We start from the raw sequence: 23,801 nt of genomic DNA, 5'->3' as shown, positions 1-23,801 counted from the left end.
GCCGACCGGGGCGGATCGGCCCGGTCAGCCCACGATCGGCGACACGGCGACGCAGCCGCCCGCCGTGATCATGCCCTCGCCCTTCGCCTCCTTGATGACCTTGCCCTTGTAGGTGATGGAGCAGGTGACGTCGGCGCCGCCCGCGTCCAGGGCGATCGGCGAGACGGCGGGCGGCATGATGCCGCGCAGTTCGACGGTCTTCTTCCACGGCAGGGTCGGCTTGGTGACGGTCTCCAGCTCGGGCTCCATCGCCTCGCCGCCACCCCCGTGGTACGTGATCTCGTCGACGCCCGTGCCGGTGACCTCGTACGTGACCTCGTAGGTCTCGTCCACGGTCTTGTCGACCGCCTTGCCGACCGCCTCGTCCACCGACTCGGCCGAGCAGGCCCCCAGTCCGAGCACGAGGACGGCGACCGCGAGAGCGCGGGTGGTGCGGGTGGTTCGGTTCATCTGGGATCCCCCCTGGATCGGTCCGGGCACGGATCCGTTCCGTACGCGGAGACCGCAGAGAAACGCAAAGACAGGGCAAAGTCAAATCTCTCTCCGGACCGCAGCTTCGCAGGTCGGAGCAGGATCGGAGCAGGTCGGAGGGGATTGTCAGTGGTGCCCCCTACCGTCGGAGACATGCAGCTATCTCACGGGGGAGAGTCCTCGCCCACCGGTGCCCCGGTGGCGCGCTGGTCGGTGGAACAGGTGCTGGCCCTGGCTCCTGACGCGGCATCACGCAAGGCGGGCACGCGCCTCGGCGCGGCGGGTCCGTGGTCCGGTACGGGGTGCGATGCGTCGGGCGCGGTGTGGGGCCTGTGCAAGGGCAGCGGAAACACGCCGTATCGCACGGTGGTCGACACCACGGGGCCTGCCTACGCGTGCAGTTGCCCGAGCCGGAAGTTCCCGTGCAAGCACGCGCTGGGGCTGTTGCTGCTCAGGGTGTCGGACGACGGCGCGTTCCGGCCCGCCGAGCCCGCCGACTGGGCCGAGGAGTGGCTCGTGGGCCGGCGCGTACGCGCGGAGCGGGAGAGCAGCCCTGCAGCAGGCGGCGACAGCGCGCGGGGCCCCGCCGACCCGGCCGCCGCCAGAAAGCGGGCGGAGCGCCGCGCGGAGCGGGTCACGGGCGGTGCCCAGGAGCTGGAACAACGCCTGGGCGACCTGCTGCGCGGCGGACTGGCCGCGACCGACCGATCGGGGTACGGCCTGTGGGAGGAGACCGCGGCCCGCATGGTCGACGCCCAGGCCCCCGGTCTCGCCGCCCGGGTCCGGGAGTTGGGCGCGATCACCGGGTCCGGCTCGGGCTGGCCGGTTCGCTTGCTGGAGGAGTGCGGCCTGCTCCATCTGCTGGACACGGCCTGGCTCGGCCGGGACCAACTGCCGGATCCGCTGGCCGCGACCGTGCGGACGAGAGTGGGGCTGCCCATGTCCGCCGAAGGCCCCCCGGTCCGCGACCAGTGGCTGGTCCTCGCGCAGTACGACACACCCGACGGCAAGATCGTCGCCCGTCGGATCTGGCTGTACGGACGGAGGTCGGGCCGCACCGCTCTGCTCCTCTCGTTCGGTGCTGCGGGCCGGTCCCCGGCGCAGGCACTGCCGGTGGGGGCCACGATCGACGCCGAGCTGACGCCGTATCCGGGCGGCGGGCAGCTCCGGGCGGAGCTGGGCGAGCAGTTCGGGGCCACGACCGCGGCCGGCCCCCCGCCGGGGATCGCCGCGGCGGCCGCCCCGGCGGTCTACGGGAACGCCCTGCGGGACGACCCCTGGCTGGACGCCTGGCCGGTCACCCTGCGCGATGTCATACCCGTGCCGTCCAAGGACGGCTGGCAGTTGGCCGACGCGGACGCCCATGCCGAGGCCCACGCGGGCACCCGCACCGACGCCCGCGCCGGATCCGCGCTGCCGATCGCCCCGGCCGCGCTGTCCCGGCCGGGCCTGTGGAAGCTCGTCGCCCTGTCCGGCGGCGGCCCGGTCACCGTGTTCGGCGAGATCGGCCACCGCGGCTTCAACCCGTTCGCGGCCTGGGACCCGGGTGAGAGGGAGGAAGGCACAGGCACCACGGGCGGGTCGGTCGTCCAACTGGTCTGACCCGAGCGAGTGGGCCGGCTGGCAGACCGGGCCAGCGCCCCGACCCGCGCGCATCACCGCCCTGTCCGCTGCTCCTGTCCCCCGCTTCCGTCCGCTGCTCCTGTCCGACATCCACGCATCCCTGCCACGGGAGGGGAAAGAGATGCCTCACACGACCAGCCCCACCGCGAACACCACCGACTCAACCGCATCCACTTCCGCATCCGCATGCCCATCCGCATCCGTCGACTCCCTCCCCTGGGAAGAACTGGTCACCTCCGCTCTCCTGGGGACCGACCGCCGTCCGCCGGCACCCCGCGGCGGCCCCGTACCGGCCGATGCCCCCGCGGCCCTGCTGGACGCCGCCGCGCTGCACACCGTGCGGCGGCGGGCCGGGCTGCTGCCCGCCGTGCCGGAGGCCCGGCCCGAGCCCGCCGCCCCGGATCCGCGCCCGGCGCTCCCCGAGGCCGCCCGGCACCGGCTCGCCCACCTGCTGGCCGGCCGCTCCGCGCCCTCGGGCGGCGGGCGGCGCGGGACCGCGCCCGACCTCACCGAGCTCATCCCGCAGTGGCTGGCCATCGCCGACCGGCGGGGCTTCCGCGCCCCGGCGGCCCTACTGCCCGCGCTGCTGGACGCCGCCCGCGCGCGGACGGACCTGCGCCCGCAGGCGCTCGCGTTCGCCGGTCCGCGCGGGATGTGGCTGGCCGGGCTGAACCCCGACTGGAAGTTCGCCCTGCGGGGCTCCGCGAGCGGTGCGCCGCAGCCCGACCTCACGGACCCGGACGCGGTGGCCCGGCTGTGGGAGGAGGGGCTGTTCGCGGAGCGGGTGGCGCTGCTCGACGCCGTACGGGCGCAGGATCCGCCCGCCGCGCTCGCCCTGCTCGCCACCACCTGGCCGGCCGAACGGGCCGAGGACCGGCTGATGTTCCTGGATTCCCTGCGGTCGGGGCTGGGCGGCGCCGACGAGCCTTTCCTGGAGCAGGCCCTGTCCGACCGCAGCCGCAACGTCCGCGCCACCGCCGCCGAACTGCTGTCCGCCCTGCCCGAGTCGGCACTCGCCGGACGGATGGCGGCCCGCGCGCTGTCCTGCGTGCATCCGGACCGTACGGGGGCCGTCGCCTCCATCGCCGTGGAGGCGCCGCACGAATGCGACGCGGAGATGCAGCGCGACGGCGTCACGGCGGTCCCGCCGACGGGCCGGGGCGAACGGTCTTGGTGGCTCGGGCAGTTGGTGGAGGCCACCCCGCTCGGCGTCTGGGAGGAGCGGTTCGGCGGGCGTCCGGCCGACGAGATCGTGGCCCTGCCCGTCGCCGACGACTGGGCCGACGAACTGCACACCGCCTGGTGCAGGGCGGCGGTCCGGCAGCGGAATCCGCGGTGGTCCCGGGCCCTGCTCGGGCGTCCGTCGGAGCCGGTGGCGAGCGGCCCAGGAACGGCCTCGATCGCCGAGCGCTCGAAGCTCCTGGCCATTCTGGACAAGGGGGAACGTGCCTCCTGGGTCGCCGAGTTCATCGCGGCGCACGGCCTGTCGGAGGCGTTCCAGCTGCTCGGGGTGTGCACGGTCCCCTGGGCCGGGCCGCTCGGGCGTGCGGTGGTCGACGCGCTCGACATCGCGCGGGACGGCGGGAGTTATCCGTGGAGCTTCAGCGGGGTGATGGGCCTCGCCGAACGCTGTCTGGATCCGGCCGAGGCCGACCGGCTGGAGGTCCTGACGGCCGCGCAGGACGAGCAGGAGGACGCGTCACCGGGGGCCGGCGGCTACTGGTCCGAGGCCTTCCAGCGCCTCGTCTCCACCCTGCGGCTGCGCGCCGCGATGGAGGCGGAGCTGATGGCCTGACGGCGACGGAGGGGCGCTGACGTCCCGAGGCGGAGACGGGCCCGTGCGCGGCGGGCCCGTCCCGGGTACGGCGTTGAGGCCTGGGTACGGCGTTCAGGCCTGGGTACGGCACCCAGACTTGGGTAGGGCATTCAGGCCTGGGTACGGCGTTCAGGTCTGGGCGGCCTGGCGGACGTTGGCGTTGACCCACGTGACGATCTCGGTCGTCGTCGCTCCCGGGGTGAACAGCTCCGCGACGCCCAGCTTCTTCAGCGGGGCGATGTCGTCCTCGGGGATGATCCCGCCGCCGAACACCTTGATGTCCTCCGCCTCGCGGGCCTTCAGCAGCTCGATCACCTTGGCGAACAGCGTGTTGTGCGCCCCGGAGAGGATCGAGAGGCCGATGGCGTCGGCGTCCTCCTGGATCGCCGTGTCGACGATCTGCTCGGGCGTCTGGTGGAGCCCGGTGTAGATCACCTCCATACCGGCGTCCCGCAACGCCCGCGCGATGACTTTGGCCCCGCGGTCGTGGCCGTCGAGGCCCGGCTTGGCCACCACCACACGGATCGGACCGGTCACACCCATCACTGCCTCCACCTGGTCTCCCGCGTCTGAAGGGACGGGGATGTGAACGAACGTTATCCACAGCATCCCGCAAGCCGCAGTTTCGCGGCAGGCGGGGAGGGGGAAATCACACGTGGGACATGTTCGCCAGGCGCCGTCCCCGGCAACACGCGGAGTTCCGGCCGCGCGGGGCCTCGGCGCCAGGAGAGCCGCTACGAGGTCGCCGTACCACCGCGCCGCCAGCCGCACGGCACGGTGGTACGGCCCCACGACCCCGGCCACGGCCGGCCGGCCGGCAGCACTCCTCGTCCCGCCACCCACAAGGGCGTACGGGGACGGGGGCCTCCTCCGTACGCCGGTGCAGGAGGCAGGCCGTGAAGTTCCCCCCACCCCTCTCCCCGCCGACCTGCTTCACCCACCTCACTCACCTCAGCCGCCTCACCCGTCTCCCGGCTCTCCCCCGGCTGCCAGGGCCCCGGCTCTCGTCCGCGCTGCTCGGCGCCACCGCGCTGGAGCTGTTCGTCCTCACCGGGCGCCTGATCGTCTACCCGTTCGGGCTCACCCCCGAGCGGGACGGAACCGGGCCCGCCGAGGCCGGGCCTCCGGCCACGACCGGTACGCCGACCACGACCGCGACCACCGCCCTGCCGGTCACAGCAGCCGCGACGCCGCCCGTCGTCCTGCTGCACGGCTTCATCGACAACCGCTCCGCGTTCCTCGTCCTGCGCCGCGCGCTGACCCGGCACGGCCGCCGTCTGGCGTCCCTCAACTACTCGCCGCTGACCCGCGACGTCCGCACCGCCGCCGAACTGCTCGGCCGGCATGTGGAGGAGATCTGCGCGCGCACCGGGCACGACCGGGTCGACATCGTCGGGCACAGCCTCGGCGGCCTGATCGCCCGCTATTACGTACAGCGGCTCGGCGGTGACCGGCGCGTGCGGACCCTGGTCACGCTCGGGACCCCGCACGGCGGCACCGCCGTCGCCCCCGGGGCGGGCGTTCACCCCATCGTGCGGCAGATGCGCGGCGGTTCCTCGGTGATCGAGGAGCTGCGCGGTCCCGCCCCCGGCTGCCGGACCCGGTTCGTGAGCTTCTGGAGCGAGCTGGACCAGGTGATGGTCCCCGTCGAGACGGCATGCGTCGACCACCCCGATCTCGACGCGGTGAACGTACGCGTCACGGGCATCGGACACCTCGCGCTGCCCGTGCACCCCACGGTGGCCGCCGCGGTCCGTGAGGCTCTTGAGGCGCCGGAGGCCGGAGAGGACGACGCCACCGCCGCCGGGGCGACGTCCGCGGCCTGAAAATAGAACACCACTCGAACGTAGGGCCAAGGCTGCGTCTGCCGTCCACCGAAAGACGGCCGATTGCCCGTTTCCTGCGGACCCAAAACCTGTCGAAGATTGTCGTCCTCACATACCGCCGGGTACAGTCGCGGCCATTGCTTCCCTCTGGGACACCCGTGACCGGGACCCGGAACAGTCCTGCTGCCGAGGCGAGAGAGACGTTGGTGAACGACCAGCACCCCCACGCCGGGCACGTCGGGTACGACGACCGACCGACCGGCAGCTTCGACACCGACCCGCTCTTCGGTTCGCTCCCCGGCGGCCACGACACCGGCTACGACGTCGGTCACGCCGCCGCCGGATACGGCGACGCCACCTATGGCCAGAGCACCTACGGCGACGGCTACGCCACCGCGTACGCGGCCGGACAGCCGGACCACAGCGGCCAGTACGACGCCTCCGCGTGGAGCACCGGCGCCCAGCAGACGCTGGCCCACGACGGCTACGCCGCTCAGGAGCACCTCCAGGACCACCCCCAGCAGGCCCACGCCACGCAGCAGTGGGACACCTCCGGGGCCTGGCAGCAGGTCGACGGCCAGGACCTGACCGGCCAGTGGGCGACCGCCGACACCGGCGCGTTCCCCACCACAGGCTTCCCCTCCGCCCCGTACGGCACCGACGCCGCGTACGGGGCGGAGGCGTACGAGACCGGGACGTACGGCACCGGGGCGTACGGGACGACCGCCTACGAGACCGGTACGTACCCGGCGGACACCGCGTACGGAACCGGCGGCGCCTACGGGGCGGACGCCTACGAGACCGGGGCGTACGCCACCACCGCCTTCACCCCCGACGCCTACGACACCGGGGTCTACGAGACCGGCGCGTACGGCACGGCCGCGTACGACACCGGCGCCTACGACGCGACCGCCTGGAACTCCGGCGCCACGCCCGGGGACGCCGCGTACGAACCCGAACAGACGTCGCACTCGCTGTACGAACAGCAGCAGGCCGACATGACGGCGCCCGGGGGGCCGGCCGAAGCGGACGGCACGGCCGGTGAAACGGTGGCCGACGCGTCCGCCACCGCTCAGTTCGACGCCCTCTCCCACGACTTCGCACCGGACGCCGCGCCGGACGTCACGCCGGAGCCGGAGCAGGACGCCGGGGACGGCTTCCCCGACCCGTACTCCGTGAACCGCACCGCGGTCCGTCCGCCCGCCCCGCGCAACCGGGCCCGCCGCCGCACCCCCGCCAAGCGCTCCGCCCTGCTGACCGTCGCGGTGCCCTCCGCCTGTGTGATGAGCGTCGCGGGCATCGCGGCCGCCTCGGTCGGCGGGATGCCCGGCGGCGAGGAGAAGCCGGAGGAGACGACCACCTCCCTCGCGGTCGCCGACCCCAGCACGGTCAAGCCGGTCGCCGCGAACAACCGGCTGGACAGCCAGCTGGCGCAGCTCTCCGAGGGCAGCGACGACTTCCGCGAGCGGGCGAGCCGCACCCAGGAGCGCATCGACCTGCGGGAGCGGCAGGCGGCGGAGAAGAAGAAGCGCGAGGAGGAGGCCGCACGCCGTGAGGCGCTGCGCCCCAAGTTCGTCCTGCCGGTCAAGCAGCACGGGCTCTCCGCCTACTACGGCCAGGCGGGCGTCAACTGGATGTCCGTGCACTCGGGCATCGACTTCCCCGTCTCGTACGGCACTCCGGTGATGGCCGCGACCGACGGCACCGTACGCACCCAGCTGAACAGCGCCTACGGGGTCATGGCGATCGTGACCGCCGCGGACGGCACCGAGACCTGGTACTGCCACCTCAGCAGCACCAAGATCCGCTCGGGCCCGGTGAAGGCCGGCGACGTCATCGCGTACTCCGGGAACTCCGGCAACTCCACCGGCCCGCACCTGCACTTCGAGGTCCGGCCCGGCGGCGGCGCGGCGATCGACCCGCTGATGTGGCTGCGCAGCAAGGGTCTCAACCCGGCCTGACCGAACGGCGGAACAGCGAGCACACGAGTGAGGGGGAAGGGCCGAGGCCCTTCCCCCTCACTCGTGTCCTAGAGCTTCTCGACCGGCGCGTACCGCAGGAGCAGCTTCTTCGGGCGCTCGTCGCCGAAGTCGACCGTCGCCTTGGCCTGGTCGCCGTGGCCCTCGACGGCCGTCACCGTGCCCAGGCCGAACTGGTCGTGCGTGACCCGGTCCCCGACGGCCAGGGAGACCGTCGGCTTGTCCGAGGAGCGCCGGGTCGCGAAGCCCGAGGGGCCGGAGCGGGAGCGGGAGGAGGACAGCGAGGACGTGATGCCGGAGGTGGGCCCGGCGGGGGCGGCCATCGGGCCCTTGCGCTTCCACTCCAGGTGCGCTTCGGGGATCTCCTCCAGGAAGCGCGACGGCGGGTTGTACGAGGGCTGGCCCCAGGCGCTGCGCATGGCGGCCCGGGTCAGGTAGAGCCGTTCGCGGGCGCGGGTGATGCCGACGTACGCGAGGCGGCGCTCCTCCTCCAGCTCCTTGGTCTGGCCGAGGGCCCGCATGTGCGGGAAGACGCCGTCCTCCAGGCCGGTGAGGAAGACGACGGGGAACTCCAGGCCCTTCGCGGTGTGCAGGGTCATCAGCGTGATGACCCCGGAGCCGTCCTCGTCCTCGTCGGGAATCTGGTCGGAGTCGGCGACGAGCGCGACCTTCTCCAGGAACTCCGCGAGCGTGCCCGCGCCCTCCTCCTCGCCGCGCTCCTGCTCGAATTCGAGGGCGACGGCGGCGAGTTCCTGGAGGTTCTCGATGCGGGTCTCGTCCTGCGGGTCGGTGGAGGCCTGGAGCTCGGCGAGATAGCCCGTGCGCTCCAGGACGGCTTCCAGCACGACGGCGGGTCCGGCGCCGGACTCGACGATCGTGCGCAGCTCCTCCATCAGCGTGTTGAAGCGCTTGACGGCGTTGGAGGAACGGGCGGCCATGCCGTACGCCTCGTCGACGCGGCGCAGCGCCTGCGGGAAGGAGATCTTCTCGCGCATCGACAGGGCGTCGATCATGGCTTCGGCGCGGTCGCCGATGCCGCGCTTGGGGACGTTGAGGATGCGGCGGAGCGGGACGGTGTCCTCGGGGTTGGCGAGGACGCGGAGGTAGGCCAGGACGTCCCGGACCTCCTTGCGCTCGTAGAAGCGCACGCCGCCGACGACCTTGTAGGGCAGGCCGACGCGGATGAAGATCTCTTCGAAGACACGGGACTGGGCGTTGGTGCGGTAGAAGACGGCGACGTCGCCGGCCTTGGCGTCGCCCGCGTCGGTGAGCCGGTCGATCTCGTCGGCGACGAACTGCGCCTCGTCGTGCTCGGTGTCGGCGACATAGCCGGTGATGCGGGCGCCGGAGCCGGCGTTGGTCCAGAGGTTCTTCGGGCGGCGGCTCTCGTTGCGCTCGATGACGGCGTTGGCGGCGGAGAGGATCGTCTGCGTGGAGCGGTAGTTCTGCTCCAGCAGGATCGTCGTCGCGCTCGGGTAGTCCTCCTCGAACTGGAGGATGTTGCGGATGGTCGCGCCCCGGAAGGCGTAGATCGACTGGTCCGCGTCACCGACCACGCACAGCTCGGCGGGGGCGTCGTTCTCCCCGGCCGGTCCGACCAGCTCACGGACCAGGGTGTACTGGGCGTGGTTGGTGTCCTGGTACTCGTCGACGAGGACGTGGCGGAAGCGGCGGCGGTAGTGCTCGGCGACGTCCGGGAAGGCCTGGAGGAGGTGGACCGTCGTCATGATGATGTCGTCGAAGTCCAGGGCGTTGGCCTCGCGGAGGCGCGCCTGGTAGAGCGCGTACGCCTGCGCGAGGGTCTTCTCGAAGCCGTCGGCGGCCTGTCCGGCGAAGGTCTCCTCGTCGATGAGCTCGTTCTTGAGGTTGGAGACCTTGGCGGTGAAGGACTTCGGCGGGTAGCGCTTGGGGTCGAGGTCCAGATCGCGGCAGACCAGGGCCATCAGCCGCTTGGAGTCGGCGGCGTCGTAGATCGAGAAGGACGAGGTGAAGCCGAGCTTCTTCGACTCGCGGCGCAGGATGCGGACGCAGGCGCTGTGGAAGGTCATGACCCACATGGCGTTGGCGCGCGGACCCACGAGCTGTTCGACGCGCTCCTTCATCTCCCCGGCGGCCTTGTTGGTGAAGGTGATCGCGAGGATCTGCCCGGGGTGCGTGCCGCGCTCGGCCAGCAGGTGGGCGATGCGGTGGGTGAGCACCCGGGTCTTGCCGGAGCCGGCCCCGGCGACGATGAGCAGCGGGGACCCGGCGTGCACGACGGCGGCGCGCTGCTCGGTGTTGAGCCCGTCGAGCAGCGCGGCGGAGTCGATCGCCGGGCGCGGGTGACCGTCCCGGTAGTACCCGTCCCGGGGCGGCGGGGGCGCGTCGTAGACGCCCTCGAAGAGTCCCTCCGGCACCGCTTCGGGCGCGTGGTCCTCGGGGGGCGGCGGGGGGCCGTCCTCCGCGGGCTGGAGGCCGGTCAGGAAACTGTCGTCAAAGAGGCTGCTCATCGCCTCCCGAGTCTAGGCGGCCGGACTGACAACGTTCGGCCGAAGCCGGGAAGCGGTAGGAAGCGGCCGCCGGAACCGGGGAATCGCCCGCCCCTCACCCGTACGCAGGGAGAACGGACGTCCACGTTCCGTGAAGGAGCGCCCGGTCGGAGGGGGTGTCGGACCCCCGATCCGGAAAGGTCACGAAAATGTATCGGGCATATAGCTCATCGTCCTTCCCAGCGGTGGGGCGCTTTGGCTAGCGTGCTCGGTCAGGTGATCCGTACCTCCCTGAGGCGAACCGCGCCTAACGGACACCTCTGCCGAATCCGTCCTGCCCTCCTGGCAGTGCGGAACCGGGGACCCACACGCAGAACCGGGGTGAATCGGTCCGTGCCCTCGCATGCGGACCGTAGGACAGCCTTCCGTTCCGTCCGAACCCGACAGCTAACCCGGTAGGCGGTCCACGGAAGGAGATGCCGGTCTTGGCATCGCATCGCAAGCCGCGCACGAAGGTGCGCACCACCACCCCCGCCGTCGGGCTGACGACGGCCGCGCTGGCCTCGGTGACGTTGCTCTCCACGCAGAGCGCCACGGCGGCGCCCGCGGAACCGAAGCCCGCCATCGAGGACGTGCAGAGGAAGGTCGACGCCCTGTACCGGCAGGCGGGCTCGGCGACCCAGGAGTACAACCGGGCCAAGGCCGTCTCCTCCTCGCAGCAGAAGAAGGTCGACACGCTGCTCGCGGACGTGGCGAAGCGGACCGAGCGGATCAACGAGGCGCGCCGGGCGCTGGGCTCCTACGCGGCGGCCCAGTACCGCGACGGCGGCATCGCGCCCACGGCGACGTTCTTCCTCGCGGACGATCCGCAGGGGTACTTCGACCAGAGCCGGCTGATGGACCGGGCGACGGAGCGGCAGCAGAAGGCCGTGAGCGACTTCCGTTCGCAGCAGGCCTCGGCGGCGAAGAAGCGCGCGGAGGCCGTGAAGAGCCTGGAGACGCTGACCGAGACGCAGGCCACGCTCGCCTCCAGCAAGAAGGACGTCCAGACCAAGCTGACCGAGGCGCGCGGGCTGCTGTCCCGGCTGACCGCCGAGGAGAAGGCGCGGCTGGCGGAGCTGGAGCGCAAGAAGGAGGCCGAGGCGAAGGAGAAGGCGGCGAAGCTGGCCGCCCGCCAGGCCGCCGAGGCGAAGGCGAAGGCCGAGGCCGAGGAGAAGGCCCGCGAGGAGGCCGCGAAGGAGACCGGCGGCGGTTCGGGTCCCGGATCGGGCGCCGGTACGGGCACGGGTCCGGGGTCCGGCTCCGGCACGGGCAGCGGTTACGCCGCCAAGGCGGAGAAGGTGCTGGCCTTCGCCCGCGCCCAGATCGGGAAGCCGTACGTGTGGGGGGCGACGGGCCCCTCCAGTTACGACTGCTCGGGGCTGACGCAGGCGGCCTGGCGGGAGGCGGGCGTGACCCTGCCCCGGACCACCTGGGACCAGGTGAAGGTCGGCACGCGCGTCGCCACGTCCGACCTCCAGCCCGGGGACCTGGTCTTCTTCTACGACGACATCAGCCACGTCGGTATCTACAAGGGCGACGGGATGATGGTCCACGCCCCGAAGCCGGGTGCGAACGTGCGCGAGGAGTCGATCTACTACATGCCGATCTACGGGAGCGTCCGCCCGGCGTGACACAGCGGCGGGGCGGCCGGTGAGCGGCCGCCCCCGCAGAGTGCGGGTCCGGCCTCAGGTCCAGACCGTGGCGATGAAGATGTTGACGGTCGTCAGAGCGCCGACCGCGATGAACGCACCCTTGTCGACCTTCTCCTCGTCGCGCTTGACGTAGACCAGGGCGAGGATCACGACCAGCAGCGCCAGCTTGATGCCGATCTTGACGTTGTTCACGGTCTGGTCGTCGGCCTGGTTGAGGCCGACCAGGGCCACGCCGGTGACCAGCATGGTCAGCGCGCCGTGCAGCATCGCGGGGGTGAACCGGGCGGTCCCCGCCCCCATGGCCTTCATCTGCGTCAGGAAGCCGCCCAGCAGGGAGGCGATGCCGATGATGTGCAGGGCGACGAAGACATTGATGAGTACGTCCATGGCTCGGGAGCCTAGCCATGGCCAAGGTTTTACCTTTCAGTGAGGCAAGCCTTCCTCGATCGCTTCGATCATCCGTGACCGGCGAAACGTCACATCAGGGCAATAGCTGTCATGGCGACTCTTTTCTACGCGCCGGGATTAGCGTCCATCCCGGACCCGCCGCCACCCCCGGCGGACAGCCGAGAGGAAGGATGCCGCCCCCGTGGCAGCGCACCGCAGGTCAGCTCATCGAAAACCCAAGCAGCGCCCGCTCACCGGCCCTGCTGCCCGCACCGCCGCCACTCTGGCGCTCGCCGGGGCCGCCACCGCCGGATCGGTCACCGGAGCGGGCGCGGCCCCCGCCGAACCGGCCCCCACCGCGGCCCAGGTCAAGGCGAAGGTCGACCGGCTCTACCACGACGCCGAGGTCGCCACCGAGAAGTACAACGGTGCGAAGGAGAAGGCGGACGCCGCGACCCGCACCGTCGACGCCCTGACCGACGAGGCCGCCCGCCGCACCGACCGCCTCAACACCGCCCGGCACGCGCTCGGTTCGCTGGCCACCGCGCAGTACCGTTCCGGCACCCTGGACCCGGCCCTGCAACTGGCGCTCTCCTCCGACCCCGACGCCTATCTGGAACGCGCCTCCTACCTCGACCGGGCGGGCGACCGGCAGACCGGGCTGCTGCGCAACATCAAGCGGCAGGTCTCCCGCATCGCCCAGGTCAAGGCCCGCGCCGACGAGGAGACCGAGCGCCTCGCCGCCCGCCGCACCGAACTGCGCGAGCACCGCACCGCGATCCGCACGAAGCTGGCCGACGCCCGGAAGCTGCTGGACACCCTGACGGCCGACGAGCGCGCCGACGTCGAGCGCTCGGCCGACGCCCGGCACGGCGGCGGCCCGGCCCACGCCGACCGCTCCACCGCCCGCAGCGGCCCGGTCTCGGCACCCGACTCCCGCGCCGGGCAGGCCATCGCCTTCGCCCACGGCGCGATCGGCAAGCCGTACGTCTGGGGCGCGACCGGCCCGAACGCCTTCGACTGCTCCGGCCTCACCCAGGCGGCCTGGAAGGCGGCGGGCGTGAGCCTGCCCCGCACCACCTACACCCAGATCAACGCCGGACAGCGCATCCCGCGCTCCCAACTGGCCCCCGGCGACCTGGTGTTCTTCTACTCCGGGATCAGCCACGTCGGCCTCTACATCGGCGACGGCCGGATGATCCACGCCCCGCGCCCGGGAGCACCGGTGCGCATTGCGCCGATCGACCAGATGCCGTTCGCCGGAGCGACCCGGGTGGCGTAGGTCCGGTCAGCGCGCCCCGGCCTCAGACCAGCCGTCGTGCCGTCGCCCAGCGGGTCAGTTCGTGCCGGTTGGAGAGCTGGAGCTTGCGCAGCACCGCCGAGACGTGCGACTCGACCGTCTTCACCGAGATGAACAGCTGCTTGGCGATCTCCTTGTAGGCGTAGCCGCGGGCGATCAGCCGCAGGACCTCGCGCTCGCGCTGGGTGAGGCGGTCCAGGTCCTCGTCGACCGGCGGGGCGTCCGTGGAGGCGAAGGCGTCGAGGACGAAGCCGGCCAGGCGGGGCGAGAAGACCGCGTCGCCCTCCTGGACCCGGAAGATCGAGTCGACGAGGTCGGTGCCGGTGATCGTCTTGGTGACATAGCCGCGGGCACCGCCGCGGATCACGCCGATGACGTCCTCCGCGGCATCCGACACGGACAGCGCGAGGAAGCGGACCGGGTTCTCCACCGCGCCCATCAGGGGCGCGCAGCGGCGCAGCACCTCGACGCCGCCGCCGCCCGGGAGGTGGACGTCGAGGAGGACGACCTCGGGGCGGGTCGCGGTGATGACGGTGACGGCCTGGTCGACGTCGGCGGCCTCGCCGACCACCTCGACGCCGGTCTCCTCGGTGCGGCCGATCTCGGCCTGCACGCCGGTGCGGAACATCCGGTGGTCGTCGACGAGCACGACCCGTACCCGTCGCTCCGGGCCCCCGGTGGCTTCGGTGTTCTCGGTCATTCGCTCGCCCTCTCCATCTCCAGCTCGACCTCGGTGCCCCCGCCGGGCACCGAACGCAGCCGGGCACTCCCGCCGTTGCGCTGCATCCGGCCGATGATTGATTCTCGTACGCCCATGCGGTCCCCGGGAACCTCGTCCAGGTCGAAACCCGGGCCCCGGTCCCGTACGGACACGAAGACCGTACGGCCCTCGACCTCCGCGAAGACCTGGACCGCCCCGCCCTCGCCACCGTACTTGGCGGCGTTGACCATCGCCTCGCGCGCGGCCTGCATCTGCGCGGACAGCTTCTCGTCGAGGGGGCAGTCGCCGACCACGACGACCTCCAGGGGCACGCCGTGCTTGTCCTCGACCTCGGCGGCGGCCCGTTTGACCGCCTCGGCCAGGGTCTCCGGTTCGTCGTCCTCGTCCTTGCCGGTGCCCTCGGGGTTGTAGAGCCAGTTGCGCAGCTCGCGTTCCTGGGCGCGGGCGAGGCGTCTGACCTCGCCGCCGTCGTCCGCGTTGCGCTGGATCAGGGTGAGGGTGTGCAGCACGGAGTCGTGGACGTGGGCGGCGACCTCGGCCCGCTCCTGGGCGCGGATGCGCATCAGGCGCTCCTCGGAGAGGTCCTGGGTCATCCGCACGAGGTAGGGGCCGGCGAGCAGGAAGATGCCGGTCAGCACGGCGATGACGGCGGTCAGCAGATTGCCGAGCTGGGCGGCGGAGCCGCGGACGACGAGGAAGACGGCGAGGCCGAGGCCGACCAGGGCGACCCCGGCGAGGCCGCGGGCCACGTGGAGCAGCCTGCGGTTGCGGCTGACCTCCATCCAGCGGGCCCGCCGGGCGTTGTCCGCCTGCCGCCAGACCAGGACGGAGCCGGCGCCGATGAGGAGGGTGGGCCAGATGTAGCGGCCGGTCTCACCGCCCATGTCGACGTTGACGAAGTACGCGACGGCCCCGATCGTCAGGGCGACCAGGGCGAAGACCTGGCCCTTGTCCGGCTTGCGGAGCCTGCGGCGGCCGTCCGCGACGGTCTCGAAGACGGAGCGGGAGGGCTCGACGCCGCCGACGCCGAGCGGGACGACGATCCAGAACACCGCGTAGAGCAGGGAGCCGAGGCCGTCGGTGACGAACAGTCCGAGGAAGACGAGCCGCACCCAGGCGACCGGCAGCCCGAGGTGCCCGGCGAGCCCGCGCGCGACGCCGCCGAGCAGCCGGCCGTCGGCGCTGCGGTAGAGCTTGCGCAGCGGCGGCTCCTCCGGGTCGGCGGAGAGGGAGCTTGCGGCTCGGGCGGTGGCGGCGGGCATACCCCGATCGTCACACGCGCGGGCGCGGGGCGGCATCAGGGTCAGCCCCCGAACTGACCCTGATGCTGTCCCCCGGGTGCGGCCTGGTGCCGGCACCTCCCCCCTGCCACGCCTGGTGCCGGCGCCCCCTTCCCGGCCACGCCTGGTGCCGGCACCTCTCCTTCGGCCACGCCCTTCAGGGGCGTACGCGGGCAATATCAGGGACCGTCCAGGGTCGGGGCGGGTCCCGGCGGGCGGTCCGGCCCGTCACCATGGAGGCATGACCGCTCCCTCCAACACCGCTCCCGGCGTCGCGCCCCCCGAAGCGCCGAAGCCGACGCTGCGGCGCACCCCACGGCAGAAGGTCGTCGCCGGGGTGTGCGGCGGGCTCGGCCGTTACTGCGACGTGGACCCGGTGATCTTCCGGATCGTGGTCGGCGTCCTGTCGGTGACCGGGGGCATCGGGCTGATCTTCTACGGCTTCGCCTGGCTGCTGCTGCCCGCCGAGGACGAGGACGAGAACGAGGCGCGCAAGCTGCTCTCGGGCCGGGTCGACGGGGCGTCCCTGGTGGCGCTGCTGCTGGCGCTGATCGGCTGCGGTCTCTTCCTGTCGATGCTGCACAACCGGGGCATGCTGTCGTTCGCCGCGCTCCTGACGGTGGCCGCCGTCGGCTTCGCCGTGTGGACGCAGTCCCGGCGGACGGCGGACCCGGAGGCCCCGGCGGCCCCGCCCGGCGCACCGGCCACCCCTCCGGGCCCCGCGCACACCGGCGGGCTCGGCACGCCGCCGCCGGAGGTGAAGGCCCCGCCGACGCCGGGCAGTCCGTCGTGGTGGCGGGACCCGATCGTCAAAGACGACACCACCGGGCCGGTCGGCTCCGGCTATCTGTGGGGTCCGGCGGACACCGACGCGGAGGCGGCGCGGGCCGGGGCGAAGGCCGGGCGGCCCACTCCGGACGCCCCGTTCCGGACGCCGCAGCCCTCGCCCGAGCCGAGCGGGCCGCGCTCGATCGGCGGCCTGGTCTTCCTGACAGCGCTGGTGGCGGGGGGCCTGGGCACCGGGCTGAGCTGGGAGCACCAGCCGCTGGGCACCGCCCTCCAGATCGGTCTGGTCGCGGCTCTCGCCGTGTTCGGGCTCGGCCTGCTGATCGCGTCGCTGCTGGGGCGGACCGGTTTCGGCACGGTCTTCATGGCGATGGTCACGGCGGGCCTGCTGGCGGGCGCGGCGGTGCTGCCGAAGGACATCGACACCTCGTGGGCCCGCCAGGAGTGGCGGCCCGTGTCGGTGGCCGCCGTCCAGCCGCGCTACGAACTGAGCACGGGCGACGCCCGGCTGGACCTGTCCGGCCTGAAAATCCCCAAGGGCGAGACCGTGCGCACGGAGGTCGACGTGGCGGCGGGGCGGGCGGCCGTGGTCGTCCCGGCGGACGTGACGGTGAAGGTGCGCGCCGAGGCGGGTCTCGGAGAAGTCCGTCTGGAGGAGGGGCAGCGGGTCCAGGTCCGGATCAACAACGGCGAGTCGACCGAGCGCACGCTGCCGCCGCCGAAGGGCACGAAGCCCGCCGGGACGGTCGAACTGGATGTGGAAGTCGGCATCGGACAGGTGGAGGTCACCCGTGCTGCGTCATGAATTCCGGCCCGGCAGGGCCGTGGCCGGTCTGGTGATGCTGGGCCTGGCCGCCGGGTACGCGGCGGACGCGGCCGGGGCCTGGGAGGTCCCGTGGACGTTCTTCCTGCCGCTGTTCTTCGGCGGGCTGTGGCTGGCCGCGACGGTGACCTGGGCCGCCTACATGCTGCGGCGGCGGCGCGCGGCGAGGAAGGCGTCGGCGGAGAGCAGCGGGGCGCCCGCGAGCACCAGCGGCAGCCACGCCATCAGGTAGGGCAGGTCGTTGCCGTAGTAGTACGGGGTGGCCTGCCAGCTCACGGTCAGCCAGAGGCTCAGCGAGATCAGCGCACCGCCGAGCGCGGCGAGCCGGGCCCAGAGTCCGACGAGGGTGCCGAGGCCGACGAGGAGTTCGCCGATCGCGATGGCGTAACCGAAGCCCTCGGGGCTCTTCAGGGCCAGGTCGACGAGGGCGGGGATCGCGGAGGAGTCGCGCACTCCGCGCATCATCTCGCCGATGGACCCGTTGCCGGTCGCGGACAGGAACGCGCTGTCGGTGAGCTTGTCGAGGCCCGCGTAGACGAAGGTGACGCCGAGGAAGATCCGCAGCGGCAGCAGAGCGTAGACGCCCGCCTGCTCCTTCAGTGTCCTGCGCTCGCCCAGCCCGTACGAACCCCGCTCGCCGTAACCGTTCATGACCGCTGCCCCACTTCCCGATGTCCCGTCACTTCGACCATACGTACGCCTTCGGCGCGCCGCTCACCAGGGTTGCGGGGCAGATCGGTGAAAGCAGGCGGCGGCGGTCAGTCGGTGACGTCGATCGGGACCCGGTCGGTCTCCACCCCGGCGGCGGTGACGACCTGGACGTCCACGGTCCCCGGCTCGACCTCGACCGGGACGGGCACGGTGAGGACGGAGTCGGTGGGGTTGGCGAAGCCCCCGGCGACCGGGACCAGCGGGACGTGGACGTGGACGGTCCCTATCCGCACGACGAGCCGGGCCAGCCGGTCGGGGGTGCCCGCGCCGGGCGGAACGAAGCCCGCACCCCGGATCTCGATGTCGTCGCCGGTCCGGATCGCGCCGTCCAGGTCCCCGGCCTCCCGGGCCCGGACGACGGACAGCACGACGGGCCGGCCGCCCTCCGCGTACTTCCCGGCGAAGTAGGTCGCCGCCGAGACGGCCACCAGCAGCGCGAGCCCCCACGGCAGGTCGGGCAGTTGCTCGGGGCGGCGGGCGAGGCGGACCGCGGCGAACAGCACGGCGACGGCGCTGACCAGCACGTACTGCACATCGGTGAACGACCCGCGCCCGGAGTCGTCGGTGAGCAGGTCGGCGGCGCGCGGCCGGTCCGCGCGCAGCTTCTGGAGCCGCCGGCCCAGCACCCGTACGGTCACGACGCGGCGCACGACGACGGCGACCGCGCACACCAGCGCCAGCACGGCCACGACCCCGGCGGAGCGCACGAGGTCGAGCCCCTCGATCAGCGCGTCCCGGTCGTCCGGGTCGGAGGCCCCGGCCAGTTGCAGCGCGAGGACGAGGACGGCGAAGACGGCGAGCAGCACCCAGGATGCGGCGACCGTCCGGGAGGTGGAGAGCCGGTTGTCCTCACCGATCAGCGGGGCGAGGAGGCCGCCGCGGGCACGGTGGAAGCGAGCAGCGACGGTGAGCAGCCCGGCGGTGACGAGGGCGGCGAGCAGGGCGGCGGTGCGGGCGGTGGACCAGCCGGCCCCGATCGCGGTGACGCAGACCCCGACGAGGAGCGCCCCGGCCGCCATCCAGACGGTGAACAGGGTGGACCGCCAGACCTGGTGCGGCCAGGCGTCCCCGGCCTCCCGGGCCCGTTCGGCGACGGCGCGGGCGGACCCGGTCAGCTCGTCGGAGACCCACTGCCGGGAGGCGGATGCGGACTGGGCGACCCCGGCGGGCAGTCCGTTGCCCGCGGCGAGTTCGTCGCGCTTGGCGAGGAACGCGGCGACCGCGTTCCGGTGTCCGCGGCGCGCTCCGTGCGGGCAGTCGCCGCAGGTACAGCCGCCGCTGTGCGTGCCGCTCGTCCTGGTTTCGTCCAACGCCACGGAGGATTACGCCCTTTCCCGCCCCGGTACAGCCAACTCACTTGCGATATCAGCGAATTGTGCCGTACGGGGCGGCCGGTCCCCGCATCGGGGCGGGCCGGGGGCGGGTGTCGTCAGAACGTTCGACTGATCCGCTGCCAGAGCGGCTGGTAGTTGATCCAGGCCACCAGGTCGCTGCCGAGGTGGTCGCGGGTGGTGAGGGCGTCCCGGTGCGAGATGAGGACGGGCTTCCCGGCGGCCCGCGCCAGCAGCTGCACCTGGCAGGCGCGCTCCAGCGTGAGGAACCACCAGGCCGCCGCGTCCACCGAGTCCCCGACGGTCAGCAGCCCGTGGTTGCGCAGGATCACCGCCTTGTGCGGCCCGAGCGCGGCGGCGATCCGGCGGCCCTCGTCCTCGTCCACGACGACCCCGGAGTAGTGGTCGTACAGCGCGTGGTCCTCGTAGAAGGCGCAGGATTCCTGGGTGATCGGCTCGATCGGCTCCCCGAGCGCGGCGAGCGCCCGCCCGTGTGTGGAGTGGGTGTGCGCGACGGCCACGGTGTCGGGGCGAGCCCGGTGCACCGCCGCGTGCACGGCGAACGCGGCCTGGTTGACGTGGAAGCGGCCCTGGACGACCTGGCCGTCGCCGTTGACGAGGATCAGGTCGCCGGGGGCGATGTCGGCGAAGGGCGCGCCGAACGGGTTGACCCAGAAGCAGTCGGCCAGTTCGGGGTCGCGCACGGTGATGTGTCCGGAGACCCCGTCCTCGTATCCGAGCTGCCCGAACAGCCGCAGCGCGCCTGCCAGCCGCTCCCTGCGGTACGAGCGTTCCTCGGCGGGCGAGGCGTGCGTGGGCGGCATCGCGAACTGGAGCTGCTCGACGGGGATCGGGGCGGGGTCGGACACGGCGATCTGCTCGGACATGGCGGCTCCTCACGTTCTCCGAGGCGTACAGGACCGGAAGTTACCGCCGGGTGGGGTCGGTGAGAAGGGGTGGGGCCCGGGTCAGGCGCTGAGCACCAGATAGGCGAGGGTGAAGGAGGAGCGGTAGCCGCCGTAGTAGCCGGTGCGGCGGGCGTCGATCTCGGCGGTCACCTCGGCGTGCAGCGGATGGTCCGGGTTCGCCAGGGCCCAGCGCTGCCCGCGTCCGATCGGGCCCTCGGACTCGAAGAGGTCCCATTCGCGCTCGTCGGCGACGGTGACCTGGAGGGCGCGCAGCCCGACGGACTCCGCCAGCCGGATCAGCTCCAGCAGCGACCCGAAGTCCCCGGGCTCGGCGCCGATGCCCTCCAGCGCGGCCTGGGTGGGCTCCCGCTGCCAGATCCCCTCGCCGAACAGCACCCGTCCGCCGGGGCGTACGGCGGCGGCGAGGGCGGTGAGGGCGTTGGCGGTCGACTCCCGGGCGGTGGCGCCGGGCCAGGCGTGCGAGGAGCCGATGGAGACGGCGAGGTCGTAGCCGTCCTCGGTCCACTCGGCCGCGGGCGTCGGGTGGAACCGCACCCGGTCCGCGAGCCCCCGCTCCCCGGCGAGCTTCCGCCCGCGCGCCACGGCGTCCGGATCGGTCTCGACGCCGTCCCCGGTGGCCCCGGGCGCGGACTGGACGAGCCGCATGAGCAGTTCGCCCCAGCCGGAGCCGAGGTCCGCGATCCGCGCGCCGGGGGCGGGGTCGCAGGCGGCGATCAGCCGGGCCGCGTGTTCCTCGGAGAGCGGGGTGTTCCAGACGAGGCGGTCGTTCCCGGGGGCGGCGACGATGGCGCGGACTTCTTCGGCGGACATGGTGGAGGAGCCTGGCACGGGCGGGGAGGCCGTGCCAGGGAATTACCGGCGACCCCGGCGGTGGATCTCGCTGAGGTCCACGTCGATCGGGAAGGGAACGGACAGGTTCATCTTCTGGTGGTGGATTCCGGTGGGCGTGTAGGTGTGGGTCGCCGGGTCGAGCTCGTAGACGTAGACGACGGGCAGATCGTCGTCGCCCTGCTCGACCCGCCAGAAGTGCTTGACCCCGGCCTCGGCGTACTTGCGCGGTGTGACTCCTCGGTCCCGCTCCAGAGAATCGGGGGACACGACCTCAACGCCGAAGTCTCGTCTCTTCACTCAGCGTACCCATCCGATACGACAATGCCGCCGCCCAAACGAATGAGCGACGGCATCGACGTTGACCTGTGGGCTCAGCCGAGCCCGGGAGCGGTCACTCCCACTCGATGGTCCCCGGCGGCTTGCTCGTCACGTCGAGGACGACGCGGTTGACGTCGGCGACCTCGTTGGTGATGCGGGTGGAGATCTTCGCCAGCGTCTCGTACGGCAGGCGCGACCAGTCGGCCGTCATGGCGTCCTCGGAGGAGACCGGGCGCAGCACGATCGGGTGGCCGTAGGTCCGGCCGTCGCCCTGGACACCGACCGAGCGGACGTCGGCGAGGAGGACCACCGGGCACTGCCAGATGTCGCGGTCCAGGCCGGCCGCCGTCAGCTCCTCGCGGGCGATGGCGTCGGCCTCGCGGAGCAGGTCGAGGCGGTCCTTGGTGACCTCGCCGACGATGCGGATGCCGAGGCCGGGGCCGGGGAACGGCTGGCGCTGGACGATCTCCTCGGGGAGGCCCAGCTCCTGGCCGACCATGCGGACCTCGTCCTTGAAAAGCTGGCGCAGCGGCTCGACGAGCTGGAACTCGATGTCGTCGGGGAGACCGCCGACGTTGTGGTGGGACTTGATGTTGGCGGTGCCGGTGCCGCCGCCGGACTCCACGACGTCCGGGTAGAGCGTGCCCTGGACGAGGAAGGCGACCTCGGGGCCCTCCTCCTGGAGGATCTCCAGCTGGGCCTGCTCGAAGACGCGGATGAACTCGCGGCCGATGATCTTCCGCTTCTCCTCGGGGTCGGAGACCCCGGCGAGGGCGTCGAGGAAGCGCTTCTCCGCGTCGACGACCTTCAGCTTCGCGCCGGTCGCGGCGACGAAGTCCTTCTCGACCTGCTCGGTCTCGCCCTTGCGCATCAGGCCGTGGTCGACGTAGACGCAGGTGAGCTGGGAGCCGACGGCCTTCTGGACGAGCGCGGCCGCGACGGCGGAGTCGACGCCGCCGGAGAGACCGCAGATGGCGCGCTTGTCGCCGACCTGCTCGCGGATGAGGGCGACCTGCTCCTCGACCACGTTGGTGGTGGTCCAGTTCGGCTCGATGCCCGCACCGCGGTAGAGGAAGTGCTCCAGGACCTGCTGGCCGTGGGTGGAGTGCAGGACCTCGGGGTGGTACTGGACGCCGTATAGCTTCTTCTCGTCGTTCTCGAAGGCGGCGACCGGGACCACGTCGGTGGAGGCGGTGACCGTGAAGCCCTCGGGGGCGGCCGAGCAGGCGTCGCCGTGCGACATCCACACCGGCTGCTCGGTGGGCGTGCCCTCGAAGAGCGTCGAGCCCGCCTTCGTGACGTGCAGCGGGGTACGGCCGTACTCACGGGCCCCGTTGTCGTCGACCGTGCCGCCGAGCGTCGTCGCCATCAGCTGGAAGCCGTAGCACATGCCGAAGACCGGGACCCCGGCCTCGAACAGCGAGCGGTCCAGGGACGGCGCGCCCTCCGCGTACACCGACGAAGGACCGCCGGAGAGGATGATCGCGCGGGGGTTCTTGGCCAGCATCTCGGCCACCGGCATGGTGGACGGGACGATCTCGCTGTAGACCCGGGCCTCACGGACGCGGCGGGCGATGAGCTGGGCGTACTGCGCGCCGAAGTCGACGACGAGGACCACGTCGGCCGTGGCGTCGGGGGCGGCGGGGGGTGCTGCTGGCACGGGGCGGCCTTCCGGCGGTGGTGATGAGGGTCGGTTCTTCCGATTCTACCGGCCGTGCGCGGACCCTCCGCCGGGCCGGCGGAGGGGGTGGCCCCTGCCCGGTCGCGCCCTGTCGCGTCTCACGATCCGGGCCCCGTTTTGTCGGGGCGGCGGAAACAGGGCCATACTGTGCGCCATGCGTCAGCACACGACCTTCGTCTTTACCTATGGCATCCGGCCCGCCGGCTGCCATGGTCGTGCTGCTTGAGCTACTGACAAGCAACGTTCCAGGCGCCCCGGGCCAACAGGCCCGGGGCGTTCTGCGTATCCGGGCCCGTTCGCCCCGGGGTCGTCACCGACCGACCCACCGGGAGTCACCACCATGAGCAGCATCAGCACCACGGACACCACCACGGCCACCGGCGCCCACACCGACGAGGCCGCCGCCCTGATCGGCGGCGCCCGGGAGCGTATCGACGCCCTCGACGACCGGATCATCGGTCTCGTCCAGGAACGGATGGCCGTCTCGGCGGTGATCCAGGAGGCCCGGATCACCTCGGGCGGCCGCCGGGTCAACCTCTCCCGAGAGACGGCCGTTCTCGGCCACTACAGGGACGCGCTGGGCAAGCCGGGCACCGCGCTGGCGATGACGCTCCTGGAGCTGTGCCGCGGGCGGGTCTGAGGTCCGGCGGGCGGCGGGCGGCGGGCGGCGGGCGGCGGGCGGCGGGCGGCGGGCGGACGGAACGGTTCTCCGCCCGCGCCGCACGGGCCGTATCTGCGTTCGGGGCCCGTCTCACCCGTACGGCGCGTGACCAGGAGCGCGGTGCCTTCGTTGGTCCTGATGTCCGTGCCAACCAGGGGCGGCATC

The 23,801-nt window shown here is 72.6% G+C and carries 20 protein-coding genes, 1 pseudogene and 1 riboswitch; of the genes and pseudogenes, 9 read left to right on the top strand and 12 right to left on the bottom strand.

The genetic code is table 11. The annotated features are described in order from the left end of the window. Positions 1–24: 24 nt before the first annotated feature. Entirely contained in the window at positions 25–450 is a 426-nt protein-coding gene (locus tag WQO_RS21925; protein WP_010058667.1) for a hypothetical protein, read from the bottom strand. A 174-nt stretch (positions 451–624) separates the two neighbouring features. Here WQO_RS21925 and WQO_RS21920 point away from each other — a divergent pair, with 174 nt between their 5' ends. Further along, positions 625–2,073 carry an SWIM zinc finger family protein gene (locus WQO_RS21920; RefSeq protein ID WP_050992273.1) on the top strand — a complete coding sequence of 483 codons (1,449 nt, stop codon included), beginning with the start codon at positions 625–627 and terminating at the stop codon, positions 2,071–2,073. Positions 2,074–2,215: 142 nt separating this feature from the next. After that, positions 2,216–3,889: a DUF5691 domain-containing protein gene (locus WQO_RS21915; protein WP_010058669.1), complete on the top strand. Its 1,674-nt coding sequence runs from the start codon at positions 2,216–2,218 to the stop codon at positions 3,887–3,889. 150 nt (positions 3,890–4,039) lie between these two features. On the opposite strand, the gene WQO_RS21910 is transcribed toward WQO_RS21915, so the two are convergent. Next, positions 4,040–4,453, bottom strand: coding sequence for a cobalamin B12-binding domain-containing protein (locus WQO_RS21910; RefSeq protein ID WP_010058670.1), 414 nt, complete (start codon positions 4,451–4,453; stop codon positions 4,040–4,042). Between the two features lie 353 nt (positions 4,454–4,806). Between WQO_RS21910 and WQO_RS21905 the strand changes: the two genes are divergently transcribed. Together WQO_RS21905 and WQO_RS21900 are read left to right on the top strand one after the other, a co-directional pair. Next, positions 4,807–5,736, top strand: a complete 930-nt coding sequence (locus tag WQO_RS21905; protein ID WP_010058671.1) for an esterase/lipase family protein — start codon at positions 4,807–4,809, stop codon at positions 5,734–5,736. Positions 5,737–5,942: 206 nt separating this feature from the next. Further along, the gene (locus tag WQO_RS21900) at positions 5,943–7,697 is read left to right on the top strand and encodes a M23 family metallopeptidase (protein WP_058954063.1); all 1,755 of its coding nucleotides are present in this window, start codon (positions 5,943–5,945) and stop codon (positions 7,695–7,697) included. A 68-nt stretch (positions 7,698–7,765) separates the two neighbouring features. Here WQO_RS21900 and pcrA read toward each other — a convergent pair whose 3' ends face one another. After that, positions 7,766–10,204, bottom strand: a complete 2,439-nt coding sequence (pcrA, locus tag WQO_RS21895; RefSeq protein WP_010058675.1) for a DNA helicase PcrA — start codon at positions 10,202–10,204, stop codon at positions 7,766–7,768. A gap of 290 nt (positions 10,205–10,494) precedes the next feature. Next, positions 10,495–10,661, top strand: a riboswitch (cyclic di-AMP (ydaO/yuaA leader). Positions 10,662–10,668: 7 nt separating this feature from the next. Between pcrA and WQO_RS21890 the strand changes: the two genes are divergently transcribed. Next, the gene (locus WQO_RS21890) at positions 10,669–11,856 is read left to right on the top strand and encodes a C40 family peptidase (RefSeq protein WP_010058677.1); all 1,188 of its coding nucleotides are present in this window, start codon (positions 10,669–10,671) and stop codon (positions 11,854–11,856) included. Positions 11,857–11,910: 54 nt separating this feature from the next. Here the strand turns inward: WQO_RS21890 and WQO_RS21885 are convergent, their stop codons facing one another. Beyond that, positions 11,911–12,264 (bottom strand): hypothetical protein, encoded by a 354-nt coding sequence (locus WQO_RS21885; RefSeq protein ID WP_010058679.1) that lies wholly within the window; start codon positions 12,262–12,264, stop codon positions 11,911–11,913. Positions 12,265–12,466: 202 nt separating this feature from the next. On the opposite strand from WQO_RS21885, the gene WQO_RS21880 reads away from it, so the two are divergent. Then, on the top strand, positions 12,467–13,546 hold the full coding sequence (locus WQO_RS21880) for a C40 family peptidase (protein WP_010058681.1): 1,080 nt from the start codon (positions 12,467–12,469) through the stop codon (positions 13,544–13,546). Positions 13,547–13,568: 22 nt separating this feature from the next. On the opposite strand, the gene WQO_RS21875 is transcribed toward WQO_RS21880, so the two are convergent. Together WQO_RS21875 and WQO_RS21870 are read right to left on the bottom strand one after the other, a co-directional pair. Continuing rightward, the gene (locus WQO_RS21875) at positions 13,569–14,264 is read right to left on the bottom strand and encodes a LuxR C-terminal-related transcriptional regulator (protein WP_010058682.1); all 696 of its coding nucleotides are present in this window, start codon (positions 14,262–14,264) and stop codon (positions 13,569–13,571) included. Then, positions 14,261–15,547 (bottom strand): ATP-binding protein, encoded by a 1,287-nt coding sequence (locus tag WQO_RS21870; RefSeq protein ID WP_010058683.1) that lies wholly within the window; start codon positions 15,545–15,547, stop codon positions 14,261–14,263. The genes WQO_RS21875 and WQO_RS21870 overlap by 4 nt, the downstream gene beginning before the upstream one ends. 259 nt (positions 15,548–15,806) lie before the next feature. Here WQO_RS21870 and WQO_RS21865 point away from each other — a divergent pair, with 259 nt between their 5' ends. Together WQO_RS21865 and WQO_RS35260 are read left to right on the top strand one after the other, a co-directional pair. Continuing rightward, positions 15,807–17,156, top strand: coding sequence for a PspC domain-containing protein (locus tag WQO_RS21865; RefSeq protein ID WP_010058684.1), 1,350 nt, complete (start codon positions 15,807–15,809; stop codon positions 17,154–17,156). Next, complete coding sequence (locus tag WQO_RS35260; RefSeq protein ID WP_029182109.1) at positions 17,143–17,406, top strand: hypothetical protein; 264 nt, start codon at positions 17,143–17,145, stop codon at positions 17,404–17,406. The genes WQO_RS21865 and WQO_RS35260 overlap by 14 nt, the downstream gene beginning before the upstream one ends. On the opposite strand, the gene WQO_RS21860 is transcribed toward WQO_RS35260, so the two are convergent. The 6 genes and pseudogenes from WQO_RS21860 to guaA all read right to left on the bottom strand — a co-directional run bounded on the left by WQO_RS21860 (position 17,313) and on the right by guaA (position 22,954). Then, positions 17,313–17,825 (bottom strand): DoxX family protein, encoded by a 513-nt coding sequence (locus tag WQO_RS21860; RefSeq protein ID WP_010058686.1) that lies wholly within the window; start codon positions 17,823–17,825, stop codon positions 17,313–17,315. The two genes, WQO_RS35260 and WQO_RS21860, sit on opposite strands and share 94 nt — an antisense overlap. A gap of 107 nt (positions 17,826–17,932) precedes the next feature. Beyond that, entirely contained in the window at positions 17,933–19,201 is a 1,269-nt protein-coding gene (locus tag WQO_RS21855; RefSeq protein ID WP_010058687.1) for a hypothetical protein, read from the bottom strand. Positions 19,202–19,314: 113 nt separating this feature from the next. Continuing rightward, positions 19,315–20,103: a class II aldolase/adducin family protein gene (locus tag WQO_RS21850; protein WP_010058689.1), complete on the bottom strand. Its 789-nt coding sequence runs from the start codon at positions 20,101–20,103 to the stop codon at positions 19,315–19,317. An 81-nt stretch (positions 20,104–20,184) separates the two neighbouring features. Continuing rightward, positions 20,185–20,955, bottom strand: a complete 771-nt coding sequence (locus tag WQO_RS21845) for an SAM-dependent methyltransferase (RefSeq protein WP_058954062.1) — start codon at positions 20,953–20,955, stop codon at positions 20,185–20,187. 42 nt (positions 20,956–20,997) lie between these two features. After that, positions 20,998–21,252, bottom strand: a pseudogene (locus WQO_RS21840) (Uma2 family endonuclease); the annotation flags it as partial. Positions 21,253–21,367: 115 nt separating this feature from the next. Further along, positions 21,368–22,954, bottom strand: coding sequence for a glutamine-hydrolyzing GMP synthase (guaA, locus tag WQO_RS21835; RefSeq protein WP_010058693.1), 1,587 nt, complete (start codon positions 22,952–22,954; stop codon positions 21,368–21,370). A 361-nt stretch (positions 22,955–23,315) separates the two neighbouring features. Here guaA and WQO_RS21830 point away from each other — a divergent pair, with 361 nt between their 5' ends. Then, positions 23,316–23,615, top strand: a complete 300-nt coding sequence (locus tag WQO_RS21830; RefSeq protein ID WP_010058694.1) for a chorismate mutase — start codon at positions 23,316–23,318, stop codon at positions 23,613–23,615. The last annotated feature ends 186 nt before the right edge of the window (positions 23,616–23,801 follow it).

This window comes from Streptomyces globisporus C-1027 (assembly GCF_000261345.2).
Classification (GTDB): domain Bacteria; phylum Actinomycetota; class Actinomycetes; order Streptomycetales; family Streptomycetaceae; genus Streptomyces; species Streptomyces pakalii.
This window is presented reverse-complemented; position numbering and strand designations above follow the sequence as displayed.